This is a genomic window from Cryobacterium sp. MP_3.1 (assembly GCF_035984795.1).
Classification (GTDB): domain Bacteria; phylum Actinomycetota; class Actinomycetes; order Actinomycetales; family Microbacteriaceae; genus Cryobacterium; species Cryobacterium zongtaii.
On sequence record NZ_JAXCHV010000025.1, the window covers coordinates 1 to 12,343 of the forward strand.

At 69.4% G+C, this 12,343-nt stretch carries 10 protein-coding genes; 4 read left to right on the forward strand and 6 right to left on the reverse strand.

What is annotated here, in order from left to right:
* Positions 1–293: 293 nt before the first annotated feature.
* Positions 294–1,145 carry an FAD binding domain-containing protein gene (locus tag RCH12_RS14095; RefSeq protein WP_327017274.1) on the forward strand — a complete coding sequence of 284 codons (852 nt, stop codon included), beginning with the start codon at positions 294–296 and terminating at the stop codon, positions 1,143–1,145.
* On the forward strand, positions 1,142–3,961 hold the full coding sequence (locus RCH12_RS14100; RefSeq protein WP_327017275.1) for a molybdopterin-dependent oxidoreductase: 2,820 nt from the start codon (positions 1,142–1,144) through the stop codon (positions 3,959–3,961). The genes RCH12_RS14095 and RCH12_RS14100 overlap by 4 nt, the downstream gene beginning before the upstream one ends.
* Before the next feature lie 43 nt (positions 3,962–4,004).
* On the opposite strand, the gene RCH12_RS14105 is transcribed toward RCH12_RS14100, so the two are convergent.
* From RCH12_RS14105 to RCH12_RS14130, 6 genes are all read right to left on the reverse strand, one after another.
* Entirely contained in the window at positions 4,005–4,481 is a 477-nt protein-coding gene (locus RCH12_RS14105; RefSeq protein ID WP_103431633.1) for a DUF7144 family membrane protein, read from the reverse strand.
* A gap of 123 nt (positions 4,482–4,604) precedes the next feature.
* Positions 4,605–5,720, reverse strand: coding sequence for an XdhC family protein (locus RCH12_RS14110; RefSeq protein WP_103431632.1), 1,116 nt, complete (start codon positions 5,718–5,720; stop codon positions 4,605–4,607).
* Positions 5,721–5,722: 2 nt separating this feature from the next.
* A complete protein-coding gene (locus tag RCH12_RS14115; RefSeq protein ID WP_327017276.1) occupies positions 5,723–6,598 on the reverse strand; it encodes an ABC transporter permease in 876 nt (291 codons plus the stop codon).
* The gene (locus RCH12_RS14120; RefSeq protein WP_327017277.1) at positions 6,595–7,398 is read right to left on the reverse strand and encodes an ABC transporter permease; all 804 of its coding nucleotides are present in this window, start codon (positions 7,396–7,398) and stop codon (positions 6,595–6,597) included. Before RCH12_RS14120 ends, RCH12_RS14115 begins: the two co-directional genes overlap by 4 nt.
* Positions 7,398–8,210: an ABC transporter ATP-binding protein gene (locus tag RCH12_RS14125; protein WP_243399237.1), complete on the reverse strand. Its 813-nt coding sequence runs from the start codon at positions 8,208–8,210 to the stop codon at positions 7,398–7,400. Before RCH12_RS14125 ends, RCH12_RS14120 begins: the two co-directional genes overlap by 1 nt.
* A 115-nt stretch (positions 8,211–8,325) precedes the next feature.
* Positions 8,326–9,414 (reverse strand): ABC transporter substrate-binding protein, encoded by a 1,089-nt coding sequence (locus RCH12_RS14130; RefSeq protein WP_103431628.1) that lies wholly within the window; start codon positions 9,412–9,414, stop codon positions 8,326–8,328.
* Between the two features lie 322 nt (positions 9,415–9,736).
* Here RCH12_RS14130 and add point away from each other — a divergent pair, with 322 nt between their 5' ends.
* Positions 9,737–10,768 carry an adenosine deaminase gene (add, locus tag RCH12_RS14135; protein ID WP_103431627.1) on the forward strand — a complete coding sequence of 344 codons (1,032 nt, stop codon included), beginning with the start codon at positions 9,737–9,739 and terminating at the stop codon, positions 10,766–10,768.
* 164 nt (positions 10,769–10,932) lie between these two features.
* Positions 10,933–12,294: an allantoinase AllB gene (gene allB / locus RCH12_RS14140; RefSeq protein WP_327017278.1), complete on the forward strand. Its 1,362-nt coding sequence runs from the start codon at positions 10,933–10,935 to the stop codon at positions 12,292–12,294.
* The last annotated feature ends 49 nt before the right edge of the window (positions 12,295–12,343 follow it).

A 12,343-nucleotide genomic window follows, 5' to 3' on the forward strand; every position in this document is an offset into this window, starting at 1 on the left:
CACCCCGAGAGAGGCCCTCCATCAGCTACTCTCGGACCTAGAAAACGGCAGTGTTGCATCGACCGGTTGAATCCACCCCCGGCACACCGGGCGCAGATGTCCGCACGGGCACCAGATGCACCCAGATCACGCCGCAAAACTGAGCATCGGCTGAGGGCGGCCGGGCCGGTTTACACGACCGACACAATGCTGCGCTTGACTAGGGATGTCGGCGCCCGCGAGGGCGCCCCTCGGCGAGCACACAGGCCCGGCGACACCCGGATGCTGCGCATCCACGACATTGGGAGGCACGGATGGACCTGACCACCGTTGCGACCATCACGCAGGCCCGCACCCGCGCCGACCTGGCCGCGCTCGGCGAGACCGTGGTGCCGCTGGCCGGCGGCTCCGAACTCTTCGCCGACCCGCGCATCCACCTCGCCGGCCTCGTCGACCTGCAGACCATGGGCTGGCCCGCGCTGACCACCAGCGCCGACGGACTCGAGATCGCCGCCACCTGCACCCTCGCCGAACTGTCGCGGATGCCCGCCGGGCCCGGCTGGGTCGCCCACCCCATCTTCCACCTGGCCTGCACGGCCCTGTTCGGCTCCTTCAAGATCTGGAACGTCGCCACCGTCGGCGGCAACCTGTGCACCTCGCTGCCCGCGGGCCCGATGATCTGCCTCACCGCCGCCCTCGACGCCGAGGTCCTGATCTGGCACGCCGACGGCACCGACAGCCGGATGCCGGCCCTCGACTTCGTCACCGGCAACACCACCAACGTGCTCGAACCCGGCGACGTGCTGCGCTCCATCCACGTGCCCGCCGTCGCGCTCACTGCCCGCACCGCGTACCGCAAGATCGCCCTGTCCCCCCTCGGCCGCTCCGGCGCCGTACTCATCGGCCGCGTCGACACCGACGGCAGTTTTGTGCTCACCGTGACCGGCGGCACCGTGCGCCCGGTGCAACTGCGCTACCCCGCTCTGCCCGATCCGGCCGCCCTGGCCGCCGACATCGCGGGTATCGACGCCTGGTTCACGGATGCGCACGGCGCCGCCGACTGGCGCCGCGCCATGAGCGGACTGCTCGGCGAGGAAATCCGTCAGGAACTGGTCGCACCGGCCGACCCGCCCAGACCCGGCACCGGCGACGGGAGCCGCGCATGAAGCTGACCGTGAACGGCAACTCGATCGACGCGCCGGCCGCAGCCGGCCAGGCCCTGCGCACCTACCTGCGCCAACAGGAACACTTCGAGGTCAAGAAGGGCTGCGACACCGGCGACTGCGGCGCCTGCTCGGTGCTCGTGGACGGCACCCCGGTGCACTCCTGCATCTACCCGGCCTACCGGGCCGAGGGTCGCGAGGTCACCACCGCCACCGGAATCGGCGGGCCGGAGACCCTGGCCCCGATCCAGCAGCGCTTCATCGACGCGGCCGGTTTCCAATGCGGCTTCTGCACGCCTGGCATGATCGTGACGGCGTCGACCATCCAGGAGCACCAGCTCGACGACCTGCCCCGCCTGCTCAAGGGCAACCTGTGCCGGTGCACGGGCTACCGGGCCATCGACGACGCCATCCGTGACCGGCACACCCCGACCGACGGTGGCTGCGGGCACGACCACGAACAGACCGCTGCCGGCGCCCCGGTCTCCGGTCTCGGCCCGGTGCGCCCCACCAAGCCCCGAACCACCGCGCGCACCTCCGCCACCGACGGCCGCGTCGGCGGCTCGCTCCGCGCCCCCGCCGCCGCCAGGGTGGTCAGCGGACAGGAGCCGTACACCCTCGACGTGGCCGTGCCGGGCCTGCTGCACCTCGCCGTGCTGCGGAGCCCGCACGCACACGCCAGGGTGCTCTCCCTCGACGACAGCGCCGCCCGCGCCCTGCCCGGGGTGCACGCCGTGCTCAGCGCCGCCGACTCCCCCGCCACCCTGTACTCCTCGGCCCGGCACGAGAGCCGGCTCGATGACCCCGACGACAGCCTGGTCCTGGACTCCGTGATGCGGCACCGCGGCCAGCGGGTGGCCGCGGTGGTCGCCGATTCCGTGGCCATCGCGGAGCACGCCTGCCGGTTGCTCGAGGTGGAGTACGAGGTGCTGCCCGCGGTTTTCGACCCCGCCGAAGCGCTACGTCCCGGCGCCCCGCTGGTGCACGGCGAAAAGGATGCGACGATCAGCCGCCTGGCCGACCCGTCCCGGAACCTCGTCGCCGAGCTGCACGGCGAGTATGGCGATGTGACGGCGGCACTGGCCGCCGCGCACACCGTGGTCACCGGAACCTGGCAGACCCAGCGGGTCGCCCACACCCAGCTGGAGACCCACGCCACCATCGGCTGGCTGGAGGACGAACGGCTCGTGCTGCGCACCAGCTCCCAGGTGCCGTTCCTGGTGCAGAAGGAGATCAGCCGCATCTTCGACCTCGATCTCGAGGCCGTGCGGGTGTTCACCGCCCGCGTCGGCGGCGGCTTCGGCGGCAAGCAGGAGATCCTCACCGAGGACATCGTGACCCTTGCGGTGTTGAAGACCGGGCGGCCCGTGCAGTACGAGTTCACCCGCACCGACGAACTCGCCGCTTCCCCCACCCGGCACCCGATGCGGGTCGGCGTCACCTTGGCTGCCACGGGCGACGGCCGCCTCACCGCCCTGACGGTCGACGTGCTCTCCGACACCGGCTCATACGGCAACCACGCCCCCGGCGTCATGTTCCACGGCACCAGCGAGTCCGTCGCGCTGTACAACGTGCCCAACAAGCGGGTGGATGCTCTGGCCGTGTACACGAACAACCCTCCGTCGGGCGCCTTCCGCGGTTACGGGCTCGGCCAGGTCATCTACGGGATCGAGTGCGCCATCGACGAACTCGCCGTCGAGCTGGGCCTGAACCCGTTCGACATCCGCCGGATCAACTCGGTGCGCCCCGGCGACCCTCTCGTGGTGACCCATCAGGAGGGCGACGACATCGGCTTTGCCAGCTACGGCCTGGACCAGTGCCTCGACCTGGCCCAGGCGGCCCTGGCTCGCGGTAATGGGGTGGCCGCCCCGACCGGCGCCACCTGGCGGGTGGGTGAGGGCATGGCGTCGGCGATGATCGCGACGACCCCGCCGCGCGGCCACTTCTCGCAGGCGACCATCACCCTGGACCAGAATGGACGCTACCTGGTGCGGGTGGGCACCGCCGAGTTCGGCAACGGCACCACGACGGTGCACACCCAGATCGCGGCGACGGTGCTGAACACCGCCCCTGACCGCATCGAGATCCGCCAGTCCGACACCGACGCCGCCGGTTACGACACCGGTGCCTTCGGGTCGGCCGGCGTGGTGGTGGCCGGCAAGGCCGTGCACGGCGCGGCGCTCGAGTTGGCCGGCCTGCTGCGCGAGAAAGCGGCCCGACTCACCGGCCGGGCCGCCGGGGACTTCGTGGTGGCGGCCGACGGGCTGCGGGCCGGCGCCGTGTTCGTGCCGCTGGCCGAGCTTTCCGGCGCGGACGGCCTCACCGGAACGGGCCGGGAGGACGGCGCCCGCCGGTCGCTGGCGTTCAACGTGCACGCGTTCCGGGTGGCCGTGAACACCGCCACCGGCGAGGTGAGAATGTTGCAGTCCATCCAGACCGCGGATGCCGGCTTCGTGATGAATCCCGAGCAGTGCCGCGGCCAGATCGAGGGCGGGGTGGCGCAGGCCATCGGCACGGCGCTGTACGAGGAACTCATCCTCGACGGCGCCGGCACCGTTGAGACCAGCGTGCTGCGCAACTATCACATACCGCAGCTGGCGGACCTGCCGGTCACCGAGGTGTACTTCGCGGACACCGCCGACGACCTGGGGCCGTACGGCGCCAAGTCGATGAGCGAGTCGCCGTACAACCCGGTGGCCCCGGCGCTGGCCAACGCGGTGCGCGATGCTCTCGGTATCCGCTCGTATGAGCTGCCGATGTCGCGCGACCGAATCTGGCGTTTGGCCGGGACAGGCGCCCGCGAAACGGCGGGCGCCTGACGAGCCTGGCGCCTGACGAACCGATCGTCGGGCCGCCGGTCGGTCACTCCTCGTCGGACGTCGCTCGACTCGCTGTGATCGGCTTCATCTCCTTGCCGTGCATGGTCACCGCGTAGATCACCAGGACGTCAATGGCGATCATGGTGAGCGACCAGAGCGGGTAGGCGCCGAGGAAGGCGATGTTCACCAGGGCACTGCCGAACGCCAGGATGACCGCGACGACTCGTGCCCACATCTGTCCCGCAAGCAGGGCGACACCGGCGAGGATCACCACGGCGCCCAGGATGGTGTGGACCCAGCCCCAGGTTGTGTAGTCGACCTGCACCACCAGTCCTTCCTGGCCGACGAGGTAGTAGGTGTCCTGGAACAGGGCGACCAGGCCCTGGATGACGTGGAACGCGCCCATCATCAACATCATGACGCCGGCGAAGACTATCCAGCCGGTCCAGCCCGAGGTGCCGTAGTTGTCCATGCTGTTGGCCCCGGTCGTGGTACCCGTTGCCTGCCGTGTGGTGGTCATAGTGGTTCCTCCATTCAATGGACTCGTCGAGCACGCTAATGCGCGGGCGCACTCGTTTCGTCCCCCGAATGGGGTGAGGGCGAGAAGAAAAGCCCCGGTCAGCCCGGAGCGGAATCGGTCTCGTCAGACCGAGGGGTGAATCGGGCCCTGCCGGTCCCGCAGGGGGGCGCCGGATGCCCCGGAGCGGGTCGCCAGAACCTCGGCGAGGATCGACACGGCCGTCTCCGCCGGGCTGCTCGCGCCGAGGTCCAGGCCGATCGGCGAGTGCAGCCTGTCGAGGGCGGCGGCGGACACGCCCGACTCTCGGAGGCGCAGCATCCGCCTTTCGTGGGTGCGCCGGGACCCCATGGCGCCCACGTAGCCGAGGTCGAGGCTCAGGGCCGTGCTGAGCAGCGGCAGGTCGAACTTCTCGTCGTGGGTGAGCACGCACACCACGGTGCGGGCATCGGTGTGGGTGCGGGCGAGGTAGTCGCTCGGCCACTCGACCACGACCTCCGCAGCGGTCGGGAAACGTTCGGGGGTGGCGAACACGGCACGGGCGTCGCACACGGTGACCCGATAGCCCAGCAGGGTCGCGGCGGCCGACAGAGCTTCGGCGAAGTCCACGGCGCCGAAGATCAGACAGCGCGGCGGGGCCTGGGCCACGAGGTAGAGCACCCGGCTGATCGCCCCGTCGCAGTCCACCGAGCCCAGGCCGGTCTCGCCGGCGTTGACAGCGGCGGCCAGCTGGGCCCGGATGCGGCGCACGGCGTCGGCGTCGAGGCCGGCGGACTCCCCGCGGTCGGTCGCACCGTCGGTTGCGCCGTCCGGTGCCAGGATCAGGCCGGCCCCCGTTCCCGCGACGACCAGGGCGAGCCCGGCGGCCTGGCCGGCAGCGGCTCGCTCCAGCTGGACGCGCACGTCCGCGGTCATGGCGTTGCGCCCGGCCGGGGCGATCTCTGCGAGGAACACTTCGACGGTGCCGCCGCAGGACAGCCCGACGGCGAACGCGTCGTCATCGCTCACCCCGAATTCGGTGAGTCGCCCGTGGCCGGTCTCGAGCACCTCCTGGGCGCTGTCGTAGATCGAACCCTCGACGCAGCCGCCGGAGATGCTGCCGAGTACCGCGCCGGAGTCGGTGACCGCCATGGCCGTGCCGAGGGTGCGCGGCGCGCTGCCGAGCACCCGGGTCACCGTCGCCACGGCCACCCGGCGCCCCTCCGCGAGGGCGTCCAGGAGTGCACCGGCGATTTCGAGCACGGTCAGTTGCTCGCGCTCTGGTCCATGCCCATCCGTCGCAGCACCAGGTTCTCGGCGAACTGCGCCACACCGTAGAGCACCATCGAGACGATGGTGATGACCACGACGGACGACCACACCTCGAAGTTCTTCACCTGCGAGACCGCGACGACGATGCCGTAGCCCAGGCCCTGGCCGGTGGCGAGCCACTCGGCCAGCAGGGCGCCGGTGATGGCGCCGGGGATGGAGATCTTGACGGCGGCGAAGAACGACGGCAGCGAGCTGGGCAGCGCCACCTTGCGGAGCGCGGTGAACGGGGTGCCGCCGTACACGGCGATGACGTCGCTGACCTGTGGGGACGCCGACCGGAGGCCGAAGGCGATGTTCACCAGGGCCGGGAAGAGCACCACGATGGCACCGGTCACCACGGCGATGCTCGGTCCGCGGCCGGTGATGAGGATCAGCACCGGGACGAAAGCCACCAGCGGCACGCTGCGCAGCAGCAGGGCGATGGGCATCAGCGCGTGCTCGATGCCCTTCGACAGGGTGAACAGGGTGGCCAGCACCAGCGCGAGGAGGAGCCCGGCGACGAAGCCGAGGAACGCGTCGGTGAGGGTGACACCGAGGTTGGTGAGGATCAGCGTCCGGTTCTCGGCGGCATCCGGCACCGTGAAGAGCCAGTTGAACACATCCAGCGGTCCCTTGGCGATGAACGGCGAGATCCCCAGCAGCAGGATCAGGCCCTGCCAGGCGACGAGGACGATGACGAGCGTCAGCAGGCCCGTGGCCAGGGCCCGGCCGATGTAGGCGCCGATTCCGCGCGCCTGCGTCCCGCTGCTCTTGGTGAGGACAGCTGCTTGAACGACGATGGCCTCGGCAACATGGGTTTGGGCGCTCATGAGCTGCTCCGTCCGGTGGTCCAGGGGGTGGCGAAACGGGAGATCAGCGCGAAGAGCAGGTAGCCGATGCCGGCCAGCAGACCCGCGACGAGGGCGAGGCTCCAGACCCGTTCCACGTTCGCGGCGTTGCCGGCGGCGAGCATGGCCAGGCCGAGGCCCCGCTCGGCGCCGCCGAGGTATTCCCCGAGGATGGCGCCGAGCAGCGCGGCCGGAGCCGCGATCTGCAGGGCGTTCAGCACGCTGGGCAGCCCGGCGATCAGCCTGACCTTCCGCAGCTGGGTGAACTTGGTGCCGCCGTACACGGTGACGAGGTCGAGACTGGCCGTGTCGGCGGCCTTGAGCCCCACCAACGAGCCGACCACGGTGGTGAAGAACACCGACATGGCGGCCAGGAAGATCGCGGTGCCGGACGGGTCGCCGCGCGGCGGGCCGATCACGGTATAGGCGATCGGGCCGATCGCCACGATCGGCACGCAGTAGGTGATCACGGCGATCTGCAGCGCGATCTTCTCGATGCGCGGCAGCACCAGGACCAGGCCGGCCAGCAGCAGCGCCAGGCCGTTGCCCCAGAGGAACCCGATCGCCGCTTCGCTGAGGGTCATGGTGATGTGCGGCAGGTAGAAGCCGATGCCGTCCCCGGCGAACTGACGGAACACCTCGGCCGGGGTGGGGATGGCGCCGCCGGGCACCGAGCCGGCGTTCTGGAAGATGGTGAGCGCGCTGATCCACCACAGGGCCACCACGACGATCACGCCGAGAAGTCCGGAGGCCCAACCGGGCAGACCGCGGCTGACCGGCATCAGTGCGCCCCGGCGGCGGCCGGGGTGTCGGCGCCGAAGAGCAGTTCGGACGCCCGGTCGTGCAGGGCATGGAATTCGGGGCTGCGCATCATCTCGGGCAGACGCGGGCGGGGCAGGTCGATCTCGATGACCTCCTTGACGCGGCCGGGCCGCGGACTCATCACGGCCACCTGGTCGCTGAGGAAGATCGCCTCGGAGATCCCGTGGGTGACCATCAGGGTCGTCGCGGGCTTCTCGGTCCAGATGCGCAGCAGTTCGATGTTGAGACGCTGCCGGGTCATGTCGTCGAGGGCACCGAACGGTTCGTCGAGCAGCAGCACCGACGGCTTGAGCACGAGGGAACGGGCGATCGAGACGCGCTGGCGCATCCCGCCGGACAGCTGGGCCGGCTTGGCCTTCTCGAATCCGGCAAGGCCGACGAGCTGGATGAGTTCGGTGACGTAGTCCTCGTCGACGGGCATCCTGGCGACCTCGAACGGAAGCTTGATGTTGCTCCGCACACTCCGCCAGGGCAGCAGGGCGGAGTCCTGGAAGGCGATGCCGAGTTCGTGGCCGCTGCGGAGTTCCGCGGGGCTCTTGCCGTCCACCCGGGTCGTGCCGCTGGTCGGGTTCTCCAGGCCGGCGAGGATCCGCAGGATCGTGGATTTGCCGCAGCCGGAGGGGCCGAGCAGCGACAGGAAGCTGCCCTTGTCGGTGTGCAGGTTCGCGTTGTCGAGCGCGACAACCTCGCTGCGACCGACCGAGAAGGTCTTGTGCAGCGCTTCAATGTGTAGGCCGGTTCCCGAAGCGGTGGCGGGGAGACCGGTGTCGATCGTGCTCACGTCGTACATTCCTTACTGGGCGTCGTCGGATGCCGGTAGTTCAGTATCGCCGACGGCACCCGCCTCGGTGAGACGGGTGCCGCGACGAGAGTTGTGCTGCGGGTGGCTACTTGCTGTAGGCGATGAGGTCGGGGTTCTCCTCGTACACCTCGGCCAGCAGGCTCATGTCGAACAGGGTGGCGGCGTCGATGTCGATACCGGCGGCCTTGAGCGTGGCGACGGACTCCTTCTGCAGCGCGTCGCTGATGGTGAACAGCCCGTTGGCCTCGGTGTCAGGGCTGACGACGAGGTCGGTGGCCTGGATCTCCGCCTGTCGGGTCTCCTTCTCCATGGTCAGTCCGAGGTCCTTGCCGTAGGTGTCGACGGTGAGCTTCGCGGCGGCGGCGGGATCGTTGATCGCGTCGGCCCAGCCCTTGATCTCGGCGACCAGCAGGGCCTTGAGCATCTCGCGGTCGTTGGCGATCGCATCCTCGGAGGCCGTGAACGTCTCGGCGACGAACGGCAGGCCGTTGTCGGCCAGCGGCAGGTTCACCGGTTCCAGACCGGCCAGCTCGGCGTCGATCGACTCGTTGGTGAGGTACGCGAACCAGCCGTCGACCTCGCCGTTGAAGAGCGGGGTCGGGTCGTACTCGACCGGGACGACGGTGATCGTGGACGGGTCGATCTCATTGACCTTGAGGAAGGCGTCCCACAGGCTCTGGTTGCTGGCCTGGACGCCGATGGTCTTGCCCGCAAGGTCGTCGAGGGTGGCGATGTTGCCCACGCCGGCGAGCGAGAGGATGGTGAACGGGTTCTTCTGGTACGTCGCGCCGATGATCTTCAGCGGTGCGCCCTCCTCGGCGATGACGGTGCCCGTGGAGATGGCGTTGCCGACGCCGAGATCGACATTGCCGGAGATGACGCCGGCCTCGGCCGACGCCGGGCCGGGGATCAGGTCGACGGAGTCGAAGCCCGCCTCGGCGAAGTAGCCGGCATCCTCGGCCACGAACTCGCCCATGAACTCGGCGTTCTTGATCCAGGACAGCTGGATGCTTGCCTCGCCGAACGAGGCTGCGTCTCCGGAGCCCGACTCGGCGGAGCCGGCGTCGCCGGCGCAGGAGGACAGCAGCAGGGTGAGTGCGGCGGCCACGGCGACGCCGGTGCCGACGCGCTTGGCCGAGCGACGGGTGAACGGGGAAACTGGGGCTTGCGTCATGACGCGGTCCTCTCGATGGTGCTCGGGGGTTGCCGTGGAACTCAACGGCGTGCTGGGGCGGAATGCCTGAATGCTGAATGGAATGTGCTGCTGGTGTGACTGCTGCGTTGCTGGGGTGATCAAGGTGTTTCAACGCACCGCATCCGCTGCAACAGATGTTCGGATCTCTCGAACACTAGGTGCTGCGTGTGACGCCGCGAAGACCGAATCATTTCCGGCTCATTACGTCCGAAAAGTCGTGCTGGAACACTGGATTCCTCCCCGAGTGGTCCCGGAACCCTGGCGTGATAGCGTCACGGAGTTCACCCAGAAAGGAACCCCAATGTCTTCCGCTATCGTACCGAGCATCGCGTTCGTCGCCGGCCTGCCCAAGGCCGAACTGCACCTGCACCTCGAGGGCACCCTCGAACCCGAACTCAAACTCGAGCTGGCCCGACGCAACGGCGTGGACATCGGCCAGAGCACGGTGGAGCAGGTGCGCGCCACCTATGAGTTCGACTCGCTCGCCAGCTTCCTCGGCGTCTACTACCCCGCGATGGACGTGCTCGTCACCGAGGCCGACTTCTACGACCTCGCAACCGCGTATTTCCGCCGCGCCGCCGCCGACGGGGTGCGGCGGGTGGAGGCGTTCTTCGACCCGCAGGCGCACACCTCGCGGGGCATCCCCATCGAAACCGTCATCCTCGGTTACCACAGGGCCGCCGTGGATGCCGCCGGTCTGGGCGTCTCCGCGGAGCTGATCCTCTGCTTCCTGCGCGACTTCACCGCCGAGAGCGCACTGGAGACCCTGCAGTCCGCACTCCCCTATCTGGACAGGTTCATCGGTGTCGGCCTCGACTCCGACGAGCGCGGCAACCCGCCGGCGAAGTTCGCCGAGGTCTTCGCGCTGGCCAGGGCGAACGGCCTCAAGCTCACCATGCACTGCGACATCGACCAGGTCGGCAGCATCGAGAATATCCGCCAGGTACTCGAGGAGATCCAGGTAGACCGCATCGACCACGGCACCAATATCGTCGAGAACCCGGAACTGGTCACCCTGGTGCGGGAGCGCGGTCTGGGCCTGACCTGCTGTCCTGTGTCGAACAGCTTCGTCACGGCAGACATGAAGGCCGTCGAAATGGTGGCCCTGCTGCACTTCGGCGTCCTGGTCACCGTCAACTCCGACGATCCCGCGTACTTCGGCGCCTACGTGGCCGACAACTACCTGGCGCTGGCCGAGAAGGCCGGGCTGGACACCGACGAGCTGGTGCAGTTGGCCAAGAACTCCTTCCAAGCCTCTTGGCTGCCCGACGCCGAGAAGCAGGCCTATCTGGCGGAAATCGACGCGTACGTCGCAGGGTACCCGGCCGCCTGACCTGCTGGGCACCGTCGGTGTTTCATCACCGGGAATGTCGTGTGTCCGACAGGTTTCGGAACCCCGGAACGAGGCCGGAACGACTTCACTAGGGTGAGCGGTGAGCCACCGAACGGGGCCGCTGGAGTCGTTTCGGACCGGCACAGAACCGAGAAGGAGAACCGATGTACGACCTGGTCATCCGCTCGGCTCACGTGCTCACCGAGCAGGGTTTCATCCCGGCCGCCGTCGCGATCGCGGGCGGCGTCATCCGTGCGATCGCGCCGGTGGATGCGCCGCTGGCGGCCCGGCAGGACGTCACCCTCCCGGTCGGCCAGGTGCTGCAGCCGGGCATCGTGGACACCCACGTGCACGTCAACGAACCCGGCCGCACCGACTGGGAGGGCTTCGCGAGTGCCACCCGAGCGGCCGCGGCCGGCGGTGTGACCACGATCATCGACATGCCGCTGAACAGCATCCCGCCCACCACGACGGTGCCGGCTCTCGAGCTCAAGCGCGCCGCGGCCGCGCCCCAAGCCACGGTCGATGTGGGCTTCTGGGGCGGGGCGATTCCGGGCAACCTCGGTTCGCTTCGGCCGCTGCACGACGCGGGGGTCTTCGGCTTCAAGGCCTTCCTCTCACCCTCCGGCGTCGACGAGTTCCCGCACCTCTCCTCGGAGCAACTCGAGACCGCTGCGACCGAGATCGCCGGATTCGGCGGACTGCTCGTGGTGCATGCCGAAGACCCGTCCGTGCTCGAACGCGCCGAGAACGCCGGCGGCACCGGCTACCGGGACTTCGTCGCCAGCCGACCGGATGCAGCCGAGGACGCCGCGATCGCCCGGGTGATCGACGTCGTCCGACGCACCGGCGTGCGCGCCCACATCCTGCACCTGTCCTCCGCACTGGTGTTGCCCAGACTGGCCGCAGCCCGCGCCGAGGGCCTACCGATCACGGTGGAGACCTGCCCGCACTACCTCAGCTTCGCCGCCGAGAGCATCGCCGACGGCGCCACGGCGTTCAAGTGCTGCCCGCCGATCCGCGGCGAGGACAACCGCGACCTGCTCTGGCAGGGCCTGGCCGACGGTGTCATCGATCTCATAGCCTCCGACCACTCCCCCGCCACCCGGGAGCTCAAGCTCGGCCACGGCGGTGACTTCGGCCTGGCCTGGGGCGGTATTTCCGGCCTGCAGCTGAGCCTGCCCGCCGTGTGGACGGCCGCCAGGGCCCGCGGGCTCACGCTCGAGAAGGTGCTGCGCTGGATGAGCCGCGCCACGGCCGACTTCGTGGGCCTGCCGGCCGGGCGGATCCAAGTCGGTGCGGCGGCCGATCTGGTGGCTTTCGCGCCCGAGGAGGTCTTCACCGTGCACGTCGATACCCTGCGGCACAAAAACCGGGTGAGCGCCTTCGACGGTGCCACCCTGTTCGGCCGGGTGCACGCCACCTGGCTGGCCGGAAACGTGATCTACGCGGTCGATGACACCGGCTTCGATGAATCCGACGCATCCGCCCGGCCACCGACCGGCCGCCTGCTGACCGCCAGCTGACCGAACTTTTCCCGAACTATTCCCCGAACACCGCATCATGTACGAACCA

Excerpts from the sequence above, each read along its gene's own strand:
- RCH12_RS14095 (WP_327017274.1), top strand. The coding sequence starts at position 294 with ATGGACCTGACCACCGTTGCGACCATCACGCAGGCCCGCACCCGCGCC.
- RCH12_RS14100 (WP_327017275.1), top strand. The coding sequence starts at position 1,142 with ATGAAGCTGACCGTGAACGGCAACTCGATCGACGCGCCGGCCGCAGCC.
- add (WP_103431627.1), top strand. The coding sequence starts at position 9,737 with ATGTCTTCCGCTATCGTACCGAGCATCGCGTTCGTCGCCGGCCTGCCC.
- RCH12_RS14130 (WP_103431628.1), bottom strand. The coding sequence starts at position 9,414 with ATGACGCAAGCCCCAGTTTCCCCGTTCACCCGTCGCTCGGCCAAGCGC.
- RCH12_RS14115 (WP_327017276.1), bottom strand. The coding sequence starts at position 6,598 with ATGAGCGCCCAAACCCATGTTGCCGAGGCCATCGTCGTTCAAGCAGCT.
- RCH12_RS14105 (WP_103431633.1), bottom strand. The coding sequence starts at position 4,481 with ATGACCACCACACGGCAGGCAACGGGTACCACGACCGGGGCCAACAGC.
- allB (WP_327017278.1), top strand. The coding sequence starts at position 10,933 with ATGTACGACCTGGTCATCCGCTCGGCTCACGTGCTCACCGAGCAGGGT.
- RCH12_RS14120 (WP_327017277.1), bottom strand. The coding sequence starts at position 7,398 with ATGCCGGTCAGCCGCGGTCTGCCCGGTTGGGCCTCCGGACTTCTCGGC.